This is a genomic window from Flammeovirga agarivorans (genome assembly GCF_012641475.1).
Taxonomy (GTDB): Bacteria; Bacteroidota; Bacteroidia; order Cytophagales; family Flammeovirgaceae; genus Flammeovirga; species Flammeovirga agarivorans.
Genome location: NZ_JABAIL010000001.1, coordinates 24,453 through 40,952, shown reverse-complemented (window position 1 = coordinate 40,952; position 16,500 = coordinate 24,453). Strand labels below are relative to the sequence as shown.

Annotated in this window: 12 protein-coding genes; 5 read left to right on the top strand and 7 right to left on the bottom strand. The window is 34.0% G+C overall.

What is annotated here, in order from left to right; all coding sequences use genetic code 11:
• Positions 1 to 35: 35 nt before the first annotated feature.
• From HGP29_RS00185 to HGP29_RS00170, 4 genes are all read left to right on the top strand, one after another.
• Entirely contained in the window at positions 36 to 992 is a 957-nt protein-coding gene (locus HGP29_RS00185; RefSeq protein ID WP_168880297.1) for a FecR family protein, read from the top strand.
• Entirely contained in the window at positions 976 to 3,573 is a 2,598-nt protein-coding gene (locus HGP29_RS00180; protein ID WP_168880296.1) for a carboxypeptidase-like regulatory domain-containing protein, read from the top strand. The genes HGP29_RS00185 and HGP29_RS00180 overlap by 17 nt, the downstream gene beginning before the upstream one ends.
• A gap of 219 nt (positions 3,574 to 3,792) precedes the next feature.
• Complete coding sequence (locus tag HGP29_RS00175; RefSeq protein WP_168880295.1) at positions 3,793 to 4,143, top strand: hypothetical protein; 351 nt, start codon at positions 3,793 to 3,795, stop codon at positions 4,141 to 4,143.
• Positions 4,144 to 4,269: 126 nt separating this feature from the next.
• A complete protein-coding gene (locus HGP29_RS00170) occupies positions 4,270 to 6,441 on the top strand; it encodes a S9 family peptidase (protein ID WP_168880294.1) in 2,172 nt (723 codons plus the stop codon).
• 128 nt (positions 6,442 to 6,569) lie between these two features.
• On the opposite strand, the gene HGP29_RS00165 is transcribed toward HGP29_RS00170, so the two are convergent.
• The 5 genes from HGP29_RS00165 to thrC all read right to left on the bottom strand — a co-directional run bounded on the left by HGP29_RS00165 (position 6,570) and on the right by thrC (position 12,480).
• Positions 6,570 to 7,976 carry a TolC family protein gene (locus HGP29_RS00165; protein ID WP_168880293.1) on the bottom strand — a complete coding sequence of 469 codons (1,407 nt, stop codon included), beginning with the start codon at positions 7,974 to 7,976 and terminating at the stop codon, positions 6,570 to 6,572.
• Between the two features lie 18 nt (positions 7,977 to 7,994).
• Positions 7,995 to 9,116 (bottom strand): HlyD family secretion protein, encoded by a 1,122-nt coding sequence (locus HGP29_RS00160; RefSeq protein WP_168880292.1) that lies wholly within the window; start codon positions 9,114 to 9,116, stop codon positions 7,995 to 7,997.
• 55 nt (positions 9,117 to 9,171) lie between these two features.
• Positions 9,172 to 9,567: a DUF3302 domain-containing protein gene (locus HGP29_RS00155; RefSeq protein WP_168880291.1), complete on the bottom strand. Its 396-nt coding sequence runs from the start codon at positions 9,565 to 9,567 to the stop codon at positions 9,172 to 9,174.
• A 445-nt stretch (positions 9,568 to 10,012) separates the two neighbouring features.
• Positions 10,013 to 11,005, bottom strand: coding sequence for a helix-turn-helix domain-containing protein (locus HGP29_RS00150; protein ID WP_168880290.1), 993 nt, complete (start codon positions 11,003 to 11,005; stop codon positions 10,013 to 10,015).
• 152 nt (positions 11,006 to 11,157) lie between these two features.
• Positions 11,158 to 12,480: a threonine synthase gene (gene thrC / locus HGP29_RS00145; protein WP_168880289.1), complete on the bottom strand. Its 1,323-nt coding sequence runs from the start codon at positions 12,478 to 12,480 to the stop codon at positions 11,158 to 11,160.
• 223 nt (positions 12,481 to 12,703) lie between these two features.
• On the opposite strand from thrC, the gene HGP29_RS00140 reads away from it, so the two are divergent.
• Positions 12,704 to 14,938, top strand: a complete 2,235-nt coding sequence (locus HGP29_RS00140) for a caspase family protein (RefSeq protein WP_168880288.1) — start codon at positions 12,704 to 12,706, stop codon at positions 14,936 to 14,938.
• Positions 14,939 to 14,994: 56 nt separating this feature from the next.
• Here HGP29_RS00140 and HGP29_RS00135 read toward each other — a convergent pair whose 3' ends face one another.
• Positions 14,995 to 15,387, bottom strand: a complete 393-nt coding sequence (locus tag HGP29_RS00135) for a nucleoside 2-deoxyribosyltransferase (RefSeq protein ID WP_168880287.1) — start codon at positions 15,385 to 15,387, stop codon at positions 14,995 to 14,997.
• Between the two features lie 68 nt (positions 15,388 to 15,455).
• Positions 15,456 to 16,337, bottom strand: a complete 882-nt coding sequence (locus HGP29_RS00130; RefSeq protein ID WP_168880286.1) for a hypothetical protein — start codon at positions 16,335 to 16,337, stop codon at positions 15,456 to 15,458.
• Positions 16,338 to 16,500: the final 163 nt, after the last annotated feature.

Genomic DNA, 16,500 nt, shown 5'->3' with positions numbered 1-16,500 from the left:
ATCACTTTACTGAATGTACTTAACTGAATAAGAAGATGTCTGCATTAAAAAAATACATAGAAAACAAAGACTTCTGCGCCTGGGCACTCGGAGATGATTCATTGAATGATGTTTGGGAAAAGTATCTTGAGGAAAACCCTGAAGAGTCAAACATCATACAAGACGCAAAAGCGTTTGTACAGAAAACGACAGTAAAAGAACCTTACTTTTCTGTTCAAAGAGAAAAAGAACTTTGGGATAGCATTTCTTCCCAAATCAATACGACAACAACTAAAGAGGTTAAATTCACTCCTCAATGGTGGAGGTATGGTGCTGCCATGCTTGTATTGGGTTTGATCGCTGTTTTCTATTACAGAAATTTTGTACCTGCTTACCATACCGAAGTAGCAGATAAGGGAGTAACAAAAAATATTACCCTGCCTGACGGTTCCACTATTAATATGAATGCCGAATCTACAATCGCTTATAATAAAGATGATTTCAATGAGGAAGGCAGATATATTGAACTTAAAGGAGAAGCCTTCTTCCAAGTTGAAAAAGGAAATACTTTTCAAGTATCAACAGAACAAGGTGCAGTAACGGTATTGGGTACAAGCTTTAATATCTATTCTAGAGATAATAAATGGGAAGTGGCTTGTTATACTGGTAAAGTAAGTGTCGAGGACAGAAATGGAAATACTGTAACGCTTACAAAAGGACAAAAAGTTGACTACATCAACGGTATCTTTGTAAGAGGAACACAAGAAGGTAAACAGGCGAATTGGCAAAAAGGACTATTTAAATATACTGATTCACCACTTGAAGAAGTATTTAAAGAAATCCAACGTCAGTTCAATGTCCGTGTGATTTATAAAAACAAGGATATTCAATTTATGCGCTTTACAGGTACTATTTCTAATAAATCTCTAGAAACATCATTAGAAGTAATTGCCAAAACTATGGGCATTAACTACAATATCAAGAAAAATAAAGAGGTTGAGATTTCTCTGTAAAAAATATCTACTTACTACTTTCCTACTGCTCTATACACTCTTCACCTATGCACAGGAAAATAGATTAAACACTACTTATAATCATGCTCCTATAAAAGAAGCATTAAAACAGGTAGAGTCTACTTTTCATGTGTTTTTATCTTACAGTGAAAAATCTGTAGATAATAAATTTGTTTCAGCAACATTAAAAAATGCAGACCTACATACTGCATTAACACAAATATTATCAGGTTATTCTCTATCATACGAAATCGTTGATGAAGAATTTATTGTCATCAAAAAGCCACAATTTCCAAAGAAAAAAATAAATGGAGTAGTCATCGATGAAGAGGGAAACCCGATGCCTTATGCGAGTATCATCATGGGAAACAAACATGCTTCTACTAAAAACGATGGCTCATTCCAATTGTCTATCACAGGCAATAATCAAGAATCTCTTCGCTTTAATTTTTTAGGGTACAACCCAGTTGGGCTTGCTTTTGCTGATTTGCCATTAGATACTACAGTAGTCATTCAGTTATCCCGCAATGTTGAAGAACTACCTGAATTAGTTTATGAAAAGCAGCTGAATGAAGTTGCAACCATCAATCAGTCGGAGAGTCAAGGTAAAAATGTCAAAAACTCAGGTATTGGTAACCTACCGATATCAAGTACTGAAAATATCTATTATGCGGTAAAGTTATTACCGAGTGTAAGTACCACAGGTTTTTCATCAGCCATGCAAGTGCGAGGCGGGGAAACAGACCAGAACCTTACATTAATAGATAACTATCCCATGTATCAGTTGGATCATTATTTTGGTTTAGAAAATGTGATCAACCCTGATATTACTTCTTCGGCCACTTTATATGCTGGTGGTTATGATTGTCTTTACGGAGCAAGGGTATCTAGTATTTTAGATATAGGTTTAAAAGACCCACCATTAAACTATATGGAAGGAAATGTTGGGGTAAGTTTATTAGGTTATAAAGGATATTTATCTCTGCCGATTGTTAGAGGAAAATTGGCAGTATATGGTACTTTTAGACAGTATCATGGGGCTGTTGAAAAATATCTATACGATAGAGCTGCTGAAACAGAAATTGATAATTCTGATGATGCACCAGACAATATTTATCAACAGACCATCACTCCAGACATCAATTATCATGATGCCAATGCTAAGATTGTCTATCAATTAAACGATTTCAATAAGCTTTCATTAAGCTACCTTAATTCTCAAGATAATTATTCTACTTCCTATAATTTAGTCCCAAAGAACCCACCTACAAATCCTTCTAGGCCTAATGCACCAGCTCAAAGACCTTCACCGACGAACTCGGATGATCGGTCATGGACTAACAATGCATTTTCGTTAAACTGGAAAGGTGAATTCGAGAAATGGTCATCACATGTATATGCAACCTATTCTCAGAATGATAGAACAAGCTATAAAGTATATCACTTAAAAGATTCGTCTTCGAGAAGGCCTATTCGAAAAACACAGGCATCCAACCAAAACGTACAAGACTTTAGCTTACATTCAGACCAAAGTATTTATTTTGGTAAGAATAGTTTAGATGTTGGTGCAATCTATACCAACTATAATGTCTTTAAGGAGAGTCAGCCTTCTTCATTTTTTTTAAATGAAGTCGATAGTTTATCACAATCCAATACATTAGGTGTATATGGACAATACAATCTTACTTTAGGAAGACTTAGATTAACAGCAGGCAGTAGAGTTTGGTATTATCAACCTACTCAAAAACCTTATATAGCACCAAGAATCCAAGGTAATTTACCAATAGACCAAAAAGGAAAGTTCAACGTTAAATTTTCTGCCGGAAGATACTATCAATTTATCAGAGAGTTATCAGATGAGTTAACTTACGACTCCTACTGGATCATTTCTGATGAAGTGAATGTACCTGTAATTACTTCCAACCATTATATTGGAGGTTTTACAGCCAGTTTAAATCGACATAGTTTTGACATTGAAGGTTACTTAAAACAAAGTACTGGAGAAATGTCTGACCTTATCTTTAGAAACCCTGTTTACTTTCATAAATATGTAGGTGATGGGAATTCTTATGGCTTAGATTTCATCTATGAGTTCAACCATAAAAGATGGTATAATTATGTTAGTTATGGCTACAATCAATACCATAAACAATACACACCTAAAGAAACGGAAAGCAAGCAGACACATATTCTGCAATTAGCCAGTATGTATCAAAGAAAAAGGTGGAAAGTAGGTTTAACTTGGGTATTAAAAGATGTAAGCTACGATTTCAACAACTTGGTAGATATCCCAACGATGCCTGATAATCCAAGAGAAAATGCTCCTTCAAATACATTAAATGCCCCAACTCCTTACGATGTTCCCTTGTATCATCGACTAGATTTTTCTTCTCAATATAACTTTAAGTTAGGAAGAAGAGTAAAGGGAGAAGTTGTATTAACGATTTATGATCTATACAATCAGAAAAATACAGAAGAACGACAAGTAACCAGTGTAGGCAACAACAGCTATGAATATATACTCACTGATGTTTCCCAATTGGGAATTCTGCCCAACTTGTCTTTTAATGTTATTTTTTAATTCAAATGTTAAGATTTTATAATAAAAACTAATGCAAAAATTTGTAAAAAAACATTCTGTACATATTTTTGTAAATGAAGAATTGGCAAACGTGTTTCAAAAATAATTTATTCACTGAAAATAAATACCACTAACATTTTTACTCTAGATTGTTGATTCTTGACACAATAATTAAATGTGATTTTTTTACTACTTATAACTAAGTGTTATTTTAAATTAATGATGAAAAATTTAGGAAACCTATATCCGAAGAATTCTCCTCAAGCAGAACTTAACCGCAAAAAAACTACGTTACTTGATCAAGGTTGGAATGAACCGGATCAAGATTACATGGGAAGGCTAAAAAAGATGTTGCAAGACAGTCAACGTTATATTGACAAGCTTCATAAGACCGTGTATGATAAAAATCGTAAGCTTGATGATATGCAAAATCATATCTACTTCTTAGAAGACGAACTTTATCATATTCAAAATGGTGGTTTACCTCCACAGGAAGGTGAAAATTATGAACAAGAAACGTCTCAAAAAACTGATCAAAATGAAGAAACTCAGGAGCATTTAACCTACTAAATTACTGCTCCTAACACTAAGACTTACAGTTTATCAAAAGCTGTAAGTTTTTTTTATGCCTTCATTTTATTTTATTTGGAATTCGAAATCGAAAGTCTTTCATAGAACCAAAGCAAATTCTAAATAATGAAGAAAACGTTCAACTTATTTTGGTGTTTACTTATGCTAATTGCTGTATCTGTAAATGCACAAACAAAAAACATTACTCTTGATAATATCTGGACAGAGTATAAATTTTATCCCAACTCTGTCAGAGCTGTTCGTTGGATGCAAACAGGACAGTACTACTCTAAACTTAAAGACAATAAAATCATCAAAAATGATGTAGCAACTGGTGAAGAAGTAGCTACTATCTTAGATGGCAACCAATTAGAAGTGAAAATTTCTGACTATTCATTCTCCTCAGATGAAAGCCAGATCTTATTAATGTCTGAAAGAGAATCGATCTACAGAAGATCATTCAAAGCAGAATATTACATCTACAACTTCGAAACGAAGAAACTTCAAAAATTATCTGAAGGTGGAAAGCAGTCATACGCTACGTTATCTCCTGATGGTAAAAAAGTAGCTTTCGCGAGAGAAAACAACTTATTCGTTGTTGATTTGGCTACAATGAAAGAAACTCAATTAACAACTGACGGGAAGTTCAACCATATTATTAATGGTTCTGCTGATTGGGTATATGAAGAAGAATTCTCAATGGCGAAAGCGTTTACATGGTCTCCTGACAGTAAAAAAATTGCATACCAATCATTCAACGAAACGGAAGTTCCTGAATACAACATGCAATTATGGGGACAACTTTATCCTGTAGATTACCGCTTTAAGTACCCTAAGGCTGGTGAGAAAAACTCAGTAGTAAAAGTAACTGTTGTCAACCTAGAAAATAATAAGCATCAAAAAATGGATATCGGACAAGAAACTGATATCTATATCCCAAGAATTCAATGGACACAAGATGCAGGTATCTTATCTATCGTAAGAATGAACCGTCTTCAAAACAAATTGGAGATTTTACATGCTAGTGCATTAACTGGTAGTAGCGAAGTAGTTCTTTCTGAAGAAAGTAAAACTTATGTTGACTTAGACTACAACGATAATCTTACTTATTTAAAAGATGGTCAACATTTTATTTACACTTCTGAAGAGAGTGGATACAAGCACATCTACTTATATGATATTACAGGAAAGTTAGTACGACAAATCACAAAAGGCGATTGGGAAGTTACTGACTTGGTTGGTATTAAAGAAAATGGTAAGAAAACCGTTATTTATTATATCTCTAACGAAGTTGCACCATTAGATCGTGATTTCTACTCTATCGATATCGCTGGAAAAAAGAAAGTCAGACTATCGACTAAAGCTGGTCAGACTAGAGTAAATATGAGTAACGACTTCAGCTACTATATTGCTGTTCATAGTAGTTCTGCTGAAGTATCTACTACGTCATTGTATAAAACGAAAAAGAATACTTTAGTTACTGTTTTAGAGGACAATGCTAGCTTTAAAGAAACAATCAAAGAATACGGTTTTGTTAAAAAAGAGCATTTTGAATTCACTACTGAAGAAAATGTAGTACTCTATGGATACATGTTAAAGCCTGCAGACTTTGATGAGAAGAAAAAATACCCAGTATTAATGTTCCAATATAGTGGTCCAGGTTCTAACCAAGTGGCTAACTCATGGGGTGGTTCAAACTACGCTTGGCATCAAATGCTCACTCAGAAGGGATATATCGTAGCCGTTGTAGACCCTAGAGGTACAGGATCTAGAGGTAAAGACTTTAAACATGTTACTTATGGTCAACTTGGTAAATACGAAGCTATCGATCAGATCCAAACTGCTAAATGGTTAGGAAAGCAAAACTATGTAGATGCAGGTAGAATTGGTATCTGGGGATGGAGTTTTGGTGGTTACATGTCATCATTATGTTTATTTACAGGACCAGAACAATTTAAAATGGCAATCGCTGTAGCTCCTGTATCAAACTGGAGATATTATGATACTATCTATACTGAGCGTTTCCAAGGTCTTCCTCAAGATAACGCTTCAGGATATGACGACAACTCTCCAATTCATCATGTTGATGGCCTAAAAGGTAAATACTTCCTGATCCATGGTACAGGTGATGATAATGTACATGTTCAGAATGCGATTGATTTATCGAATGCTTTAATAAAAGCGGGTAAGCAATTTAGAGAGTTCTATTACCCTAACCGTAATCACGGTATTTATGGTGGTAATACAAGACATCACTTATACACTCAAATGACTGAGTTTGTATTGAACAATTTATAATCCTTAATTAAAAGGAACAAAAATAGCCTCTTGGTGAAACAACACCTAGAGGCTATTTTTTTATAACTAAACCATGGATGAACGAGTGTAAATTATGGTTGTTTAGTTATAATAGATTATTCAAATTATTATTGTTTTTCTGCTCCTACATAATCACCACCAAGGGCCATGTATAAGCTAATTCGCTGGTTGATCTTCTCAAACCTTAAGTCTAACTGATTTGTTCCTTCATTGAGCAGTTGAAGTTGCTTTTGTAATAACGTAAACATATTCTCGTTACCCACTTTGTACTGAAGTTCAGATAACTCATAAGTACGTTTTAAATTCTTTAAAGCAACATTAGATTGTTCAAATCTTCCTTCAACAGCATTAATACCGTTCAAGTTGGTCTCAATTTCACTTAAAGCATTTAAATAAGACTTCGCGTAATATAATACCGCTTGTTTTTGTGCTTCGTTTTGAATCGCAATATTAGCTTTTATAGCTCCACCTGTAAAAATTGGTGTTGTTAAGCTACCTCCAATGGATAATATTGGATTTGAAAGTGACCACATAGATTGTAATATCGAATTCACTCCACCAAAGCTCAAATCAAGGCTAACTGACGGCCATCTAGAAGCTTCTGCTATTTTCTTATCATAGAATGCATTCTCTACAGCATATTGTGAAATCATAATTTCTGGACGATTCTCAAGCATACTTAATGGTAAACTTTCAGGCATTGTAGAATTTAAGTTTATCAACTCAGCTGCTACTTCAATTTCACCTTTAGGATATCTACCCATTAATAACTCAATAGAACGCTTTACATCTCTTTCCTTTTGATCGAGATATACTAATTGTTCTTTGAACTTTGCTTCTTGAGCGTTCATTTGAAGAACATCAGATTCTTTAGCAACACCAATTTTTACTCTGGCTTCATTGAGTGTAGCCATTTCATTAGTTGCTTCGATTGCCTGATTTAATAGTTCCTTTTGCTCTTTAATGAAAACCGCAGTATAATATGCTCTTGCAATTGAAGCAGAAAGCACTTGACGAAGTTTCTTATCAGCATATTCAGCTGAGTAAATCATATTCTGTGCTTTCTCATTGCCATATCTTAACTTTCCCCAAAGGTCCATTTCCCAAGACGCATTTAGCATACCATAACTTGGAGCCGCTGTGTTCGTCACTGGTGCATATCCTCCAGAAGCCCCAATTCCTACTTGAGGTTTCATTCTGGATTTCGATAATTTTAACCCTTGGTTGGCTTGTTCGATTCGAGAAGCAGCTACCTGAATATCTGCATTGTATAAACAAGCCTCAGCGATTAATGCATCAATAGCATCTGTTTCCCATTCTTTTACCCAAGAAAGATCAATTGCTGCGGAGTCCATTTCTTGCATCGCCCATTCATTAGGGATCTGCATATTATCCAAAGCAGTATTATCTTCCTTCATCTCCGCCGAAGTCGGAGCATCTTTGAGTTTGACACATCCACTAAAAGCAATCGCAGCAGTTAGTGTAAGGCCAATTTTATAAAATACCTTTTTCATTTCTACAACCCTTAAATTTTAGTGAGCTTTTAAGATTAAGTAATTGAATTTCGCTGATAAACGAATCATTACTTTACGAATGATGTAGAATGGTTCTGTGGTTGATGTATAAACGGCAACTGATCCATTTGCACCCATAGGAATATTGTAATCTTCTTTTGTTGAGAATTTTACTAAATACTTTCCTTGCTTTTGAATACCTTGATCAGCAGTTGGTAGCTTACCTGTTGGCAATAATTGACCTCTACTTGATGCCCAAACGATAGATTCAATTTTACCTGGGATAATTTCACCAGGACGAGTAGCAAATGTTAGATCTACTTCATTTCCTTCTGCCATTTTATGCAACTCATTTTGATCAAATGAGGCAATAATATTTTGACGACCTTCTACTAAAGTCATTAAGTCTGTTAAAGGTAAAGCCATAGCACCTGGACGTAACTGTAAGTTAACTACAGTACCATCGATAGAAGCTTTAATTACAGTTTGATCTAAATCCCATTCTGCTTTTTCTAATTTAGCTACCAACTCCGCAACAGAAACTTGCTCTCCATTGTACTCTGCTTTGATTGTTGCTAAAATAGATGCCTCTTGAGCTCTCAATTGCATTAATTGAGCCTCTAACTGCTTTACATTGTTTTGAGCTTGTTCTAAATCGAAACGGTTACCTGCATTCGCATCAACCAATTCTTGGAACTGTTGCTCACGTTTTCTTTGTAATTCCAACTGTGCTTCAACAGCTTTTCTATTGGCTCTTACAGCATCTACATTCTTATATTGAACGCTAACCGCTGCTTTTGCTTTCTCGATAGAAGCTTTCAATCCTTCAATCTGAGAGATAAATGGAGCTTGTTCTATAACGAATAGTGTATCTCCTTTATTTACTCTAGAGTTTTCCTGTACAAGAACATCTTGTACTCTACCTCTAACATTAGATTTTACTTGAACCGTTTTATTATATACTCGAACGTCATCTGACGAAGGCATATATACGTTCATAGCTAATACTAAAGCTGAGATTCCAACTACTGGAATAATAAATACAATAATTTTAGATGTAGTATTCCAAGCTAATAGTTTGAATTTGATAAATACTAACCAAACAATTAGGCAATAAACAATTAATATTAAATCTACCATGAGTAATTTTCTTTATCTATTTGTAGTGATTTTTGATAGCAATTGATGTTTTTAATTAAGCAACTTCTGATTCTTTCTCTTCTGAACTTTCATCGTCAGATTCTTCACCAAAAGCTTGCTTTTCAGTTACATGTAAATGAACTGGATTAGAGTATGACCAAATCAAAGCGACAGGCCAAAGCATACCACCCATAATTAATGATAATAAACACATCATGTGAATAGAATCTGCTTGAGGATGATTTCTCTTTTTAGCAATTACTTCTGGAATTACATGAATTTTCCAGAATGCCCAAGCTCCAACTACTGGAACTACACAAATAACAACCCAAGACATGATATCCGCCGCAGTATTCACTTTCTCTGGACTAATCATAGCAGATGCATTTGTTGGTAAAGTCATCAACACATACATCATGAAGATAAAGGATAAGGAAATTCTTCTTTTCATTTTCAAAGTACTGTTTAAATCTTTAGATCAAATCGATAGTAACAAAGTAGTATGATTGTAAAATCAATCATTTGGTAGTTATCTGTGAGTTAAAGATTCGTACAAGGAAAACTTTTTGATTACCCACAAACTACTTCTATCAAATACAAAGCAAGTATCTGATTAAGAGCTTTGTAATTATTGATACGTCAAATATAGTTTATAGTTAACCAAAATAATTATTCAAAAATACATAAAATATTATGCGATCGTTCACTTGAATATTATTCACAGTCACTTAAGTTTATTATTGATTTAAGTCACCGAAACGACTGAATTTCAAGGTTAAAACGGTAATGATTGTCACTAAACTAAAAAAATAGAGCATTTCATTACCATACATCAATTTTAATATTTAAAATTTTCTTTGTTACAACAACGAACAGATAGTAGAAACAGATAAAAATTACGAGTTTATATTGCGATCGTCTCCTTTTCTATATTGATTCGGAGTTAAACCAACCTCTTTTTTGAACAAATTCGTGAAATGTGGTACTGAGGTATAGCCCACTTTATTTGCAACTTCAGATACATTTAGGTCAGTAGTAAGTAATAATGATTTTGCTTTAGATAGTCGAAGTTGTTTGATATAATCATACACTGAATAATTGAAATAGCTCTTAAACATATTATGAAGTTTCGTTTTTGAGTAGCCTATTTTTTTACACAGCTGATCTATAGTTATATCTGAGTCTAAGTTCAGTTTGATATAGGATTCTAAGTTGTCTAATTCGTATTGCGTATCAGAATCAAATAAGAATTTATTTTTCTTATCGTCATGAATTCTCATCATCACTTCAGCAACAATCATGAGAACGACACCTTTATATACTGGGCTTCTTAATTCTTCAGAATATGACCTAGACATTAACTGCTCTAATGTAAATTCAAAGGCATATCCATACTTCATCTTTTTGAGAAATACTCTATCGGTCTCCAAACCCACATCTATATTGGGGTATTTATTAAAGAAATCAGTAAAGTTTTTATTTAGCCATTCATACGACATTAAAATAGAGATAAAGGTAGAATGTCGATTAATAGGAAAACGAGCTACAATCGTAGAATTCCCCGAGTAGATTAAAATGTGTTTTTCATCAGATACAGTGTTGTCTGGATATTCAGTAATGATGGTCCCATCAGGGTAACCTTGAAAAGTAAAATCAAGGATCATATCCTGCTTTTCTGATGCGCCTAATTCTTTGAAGTATAGTTCTTTTTTTAAGGTAAAGTCAGAGTATCGTACAAAAAGGCCTTTTTCAATCTCAATAACTTCGAAAGTACCATTGACCAAATCATTGTCAACAACAATTTTTTTCGAGTCCTCTTCCAATGGAACTTCTAAAAATTCAGCAATTTCTTCAATCCAAGTTTTTCTGTTTTTGATTTCAATCAGCATGCGGTTGTATTAATCGTATTAGGCGTTGTTGAATAAACAAGTTAATCAATTCGATTTATTTTCTTTCATAGATATCATATAAAACAAAAACTCCTTCTCTAGTAAAACCAGAAAAGGAGTTGAAAAAATAGATGTGAGTAAATGTATAATATCTATACTGTAGCTTCTACTTCTGCTAATAGATACTTCTTAAATTGTTTAAAGTCAGCAGGTAAAAGTGTAGCCTTTTTTGGTCTATCAATAATTTCTTGAAGACGTGTAGGGATCTCTAATTTTTGATTAATTACAGGCTCTACTACTTCAACAAATTTCACAGGGTGAGCCGTAGCTAAGAATACACCTGCAGTTTTCTTACCAAGATCTTCCTTATCAAAGTAATCTTTAACTGCTTGGTAACCGATAGCTGAGTGTGGACATAATACATATCCTGACTCATCATAAACTTCTTTCATTGTCTGACGAGTTTCTTCATCAGTGAAATAAGTTCCTGTTACTTTTTTCTTTAGTTTCTCGAAAGAATTATCATTCAATTCTAATAAACGAGGGAAGTTTGATGGGTTACCCACATCCATCGCATTAGAAATTGTAGATAAAGATGGACGAGGTTGGAATACCTCAGTTTTAAGGTATACAGGAACTACTTTGTTCGCATTAGTTGCTGCGATAAAGTTTTCCACTTTCAAGCCCATTTTATTTGCTATAATACCACCACATAAGTTACCGAAGTTACCCGATGGCGTACAGAATACTACTTTTTTATACCCTTCTCTCTTTAATTGTGCAAATGCATTGAAATAATAGAAAGATTGAGGAATTAGACGGCTAATGTTGATTGAGTTAGCAGAAGTAAGATTCAACGCATCACTTAATTCTTCATCAAGAAATGCTTCTTTCACTAATTTCTGGCAATCATCAAAAGTACCTTCAATTTCAACAGCTTTAATATTACCACCGTTAGTCGTAAGTTGTTGCTCTTGAATTGGGCTTACTTTTCCTTTAGGATAAAGGATAGTTACTTGAATGCCTTCTACACCAAAGAAACCTTGTGCTACAGCACTACCTGTATCTCCAGATGTTGCTACTAGAATATGTAATCTTTCCCCTTTCTCTAAGAAGTAAGACATTAGACGGGCCATAAAACGCGCTCCAAAATCTTTGAAGGCCAAAGTTGGGCCATGGAACAATTCTAATGAATAAATCTGATCCACTACCTTTACGATTGGAGCATCAAAATTAACTGCTTCATCAACAATCTTTCTGATTTCCTCTGAAGGTACATCTTCGCTTAAAAGAGCATTAGCTACTTCAAAAGCGATATCTTGGAATGATAACGTCTCAATATTATCAAAAAACTCCTGAGGTAACTTTGCAATTGTCTCAGGCATATATAGGCCATTATCTTCAGGCAGTCCTTTAAAGAGAGCCTTCTTTAAGCTCGCCTCTTCGGCTTGTCGTTTAGTACTATAGTAGATCATCTTACTTCTCTTTTCGCACTCCTACAAAATTAGATTCTCAACAAGTATAACTATACATTTATTGAAAATATGTCAAGCAAATATAGTAATTTTATAAAAAATCTCAATATACATAGTGATTTAATAATCAATTTGTAATGATTTTCACATGGACTGTGTTATATTTTTTTATATTTTTACTGTATCAAACAATTTCTAACACTATTGTTGTATTCCTATTCAGATGAAAAAAACATTCCCAATACTCATCTTTATCCTATTATTGTCTTCTTTCCAGACAGCTCATGCAAAAAAAATTGCATTGGTAATTGGTATAGATAAATATGTTCCTGACACACCAACCAATACTACTCTTACTTGGCGTAACTTAAATGGTGCTGTTAGAGATGCTAATGCTATGGCCAATGTGCTGCAATGTAAATATCAATTTGATGAAATTAAGTTGTTAGATACTCCTGAAGAAACTACTACTGAGGGATTAAAATCAGCCTTCCAATGGTTAGGTAAAAGTGCAAAAGCTGGAGATATCGTGTTTATATATTATGCAGGACATGGTTCTCAAGTTGCCAATAGTAAACACTTCGAAGCTGACAAGACTCAAGAATGTATTGTTCCTTCTGATGCTTATAAAGGAGAGCAAAGTTATATTCTAGATACAGAATTGAACCAATACCTATTAGCGGTTACAAATAAGAATGCAAAACTAACGGCTATTTTTGATAGCTGCCATAGTGGTTCGGTCTCTAGAAATGCTGTTACAGCAGCAACACCTGTAACAAGAAGCTTAAATCACAAGTTTCCAGATATTAAGATGGAAGTACCTAGAACTACTCCTCCATCAACAAAAGGTGCATTAATTATTTCAGCAGCTCAAAATAATGAAACGGCTTCTGAAACAGTAAATGAAGAAGGCCTTCCACAAGGTGCATTCACTGATGCTTTCCTAAAAGCAATTAATGCATCACCTGCTCAAGAAGATGTAGCGACACTAGAAAAAAGAATTCGTTCACTTTTAAGATACGATGGTAAGGTACAAACACCTACTTTCGAAGGGCAAGAAGACCGTATGGCTTCTTCATTGTTTGGAGAAGAAGTAGCTACTTCTGAAAACCCTTTACTTTTCGTTGAGAAAATCAATAAATCAAACGGTGAGATTAAGATGCTTGGTGGAGCCGCATTGAAAATCACGAAAGGTACTATCCTTAAAAACAGTAAAGGAATTGAGTTAGAAGTATCTCTATTAGACGGTATGACTAACTCCTATGCAAAAGTAAAAACAGGTAACCTTGCTGATGTGAAAGAAGGTGATGCTTTTGAAGTAAGCGTATGGGCTCATAAAAGTGCTCCGAACTTGGTCGTGTACAGTGCTAAAAGTGACTTAAATGATAGTCAAATAACAAAGTTAGGTCAAGACTTGATGTCTCTATCTTCTTCGTATCAATTAATTAAACCTTGGGAGATCGGTACACATACTTTAGCATTTAATGATGTCACTTCCACTTGGGTTTTATCCAACACTTGTGGTCAACAAGAAGACTTAGGAAAATCAATCTCTTCTTCTTCAGTTAAAAAAGGTGTTGATAAACTTAAATGTGAAGGAAGTGTAAAATTATTGATCAACTTACCGTTATCATCTGAAAAATATAATGCCCTTTCTGCTTCATTAAAAGAGTCTGCCACAAAGTTGAGTACTTCACCTCTAGATGCTACATATGTTCTGTCTGGTTTTGAAAGCGAAGGAAAACTAAAATATGCATGGGTACTTCAGTCCGGACATACACAGTCTAGTGAAACGAAAACCCTGCCTTATTATGCAGACCCGATGACTGTATCGTCACAGCGTTTTGTTTACGAATTACAAAGTCAAGCTCAAAAAATTGGAGCAGCAAAGAGATGGATGACATTAAACTCTCCTTCAAACATGGCTTTCCCTTACGAACTTTGTCTAATCAATCTTGATAAAAATGAAGTAGTATCAGAAGGTAAAATCTTTGAAGGTCAAAATATGAGATTAGCATTCAAAAAGAATGAAACATTGTATGCTAACTGGAAAAAGAAAAATATGTTCCTATATGTATTTATTATAGACGATGCCGGTGGAATGCAATTAGTATTACCTTATAATTTCTCGGATAATAAGTCTGATAATATATTAGAAGGTTACGCAAAAGATGTTGTCCCTGTCAACTTAGAAGGACAGTATATCGATTTTACTATCGAAGGTACAGGATCTGATAAAATGTTCTTATTAGCCTCTGAGGAAGCCATTCCTAATGCAGAGCAACTCTTCAATGTTGATGGTGTAAGAGCCGCTTCAAGAGGAGGTGGAGACAGTCCATTAACTAGTTTACTTGGCAGTATCAACTCTAACACAAGAGGTTTATCTATGAAACAGCGAAGAGTAGAAACCGTTTGGAGCATCAGTTCTAAGACATTCGAATCTTGTCAAGCAGAATAGAATCATCTCAATAAAAAAATAAATCCCCTCTATCGTATGGTAGAGGGGATTTATTTTTATTGAAAAATCTGATCGATTAATACTTTAATCTCATCCAAACTTTCGTAGTGATATGTTTTGATTTCCGGACATCCAGATACCATCGCAGAAGTTTGAGGGGTTCTATGAAAACAGTAAGTTGGCTTTTTCATTTCAACACCTCTACCTAATTCATACCCAACTCCTAAAGACGGAACTGTTACTTCAGCAATAATGATATCAGATTCAATCAACCAATTCAGGTCCTGATCATGGATTTGTCGATCTGTGATTTCATTTTCTTGCAAATCCATTTGTCCGATATGCTCAGTTAATACCTCTCCATATTGTTTTATATGTTCGATGATATCTGCATATAACTTTGCATCATCTCTACCTCCTCTGATTGATCCAGAAAAATATATCTTCATCGTTTCATTCTTTTTATTGTTACGGCTAAAGCTACATAAATTTCTTATCAAGTCAGTATCAATAATTGTTATTTCGTTGAAGATGCCTCTCCTGTATTATTCAAATTATAATTGATTGCATTCATCAAGAAGAAAGCCCAATTATCTTCTGAATACTTATTAACAGATGCTTTATTCCCTTCTTTCAATCTTTCAATAACAGAGGCATCTGTAAATATAGTTTCAGGGTATGTTCCCATAGATTTTTTGTATTCCTTCTCAGAAATATGTACCACTTCACCAGTCGTATTATTCTTAATATAATAGGCATTAGGAACAAACTCCATTACTGCACCTTTGAATTTATAACCAGGTTCATTGATAACCAAATTCACTTTCACTTGAGTATTCTTTCCTTTTGGATCATAAAATACAGTGACATCATTTTCTTTTGATTGCTCATAATTGATTGCCTGTAGCAATACTGCTTTCTGTTTTTTCCCTTTTGAAATCATTACTTTTTCAAAATAAGAAACTTGATTTTTTGTTACTGTAATTTGTGATAAGTCTTTATCTCCAATATATGAAATAGACTCATGTTGATTAACAACTGTATTTAGATTGACATCTTTTGATGTAGCAATCACTATAGATTTAATCTCTTCTAGTTTTAATTTTACTTTCTCTCCTGTCTGTTGATCTTTGACATGGATTTGAGTAACAATATTATCTAGACTTCCTGCTACAAATTTGATATTTCCTGTTACATAGCTACCATCTTCCTTAAGTACAGAAACTGGCGATGTCAATTGAATATCGTCTGTGTTATTGGTAAACATTGGCATGTCTACAGGAGTGAATGGATAAGTAAGGTTCTTTTTAGATAAGTCAATCTCAACAGGGATTAGTTGAGCGAATGAGGTTGAGGATAAAAGAACAAACAGAAGTTGAATAATAAGTAATTGTCTCATTGTAATCTTGTTTTAGTATTTATTATTTGAGTTAGTTGATAAAACGGCAATCACAATGTTTAGTATTACTTAATTAATTTCTTCTTCTTCCTTTTTAAGACCAAAAAAAATCACAGGCTAACCTAATTAACCTGTGATCTTTAAAAGTGACCTTTCGTTTAAT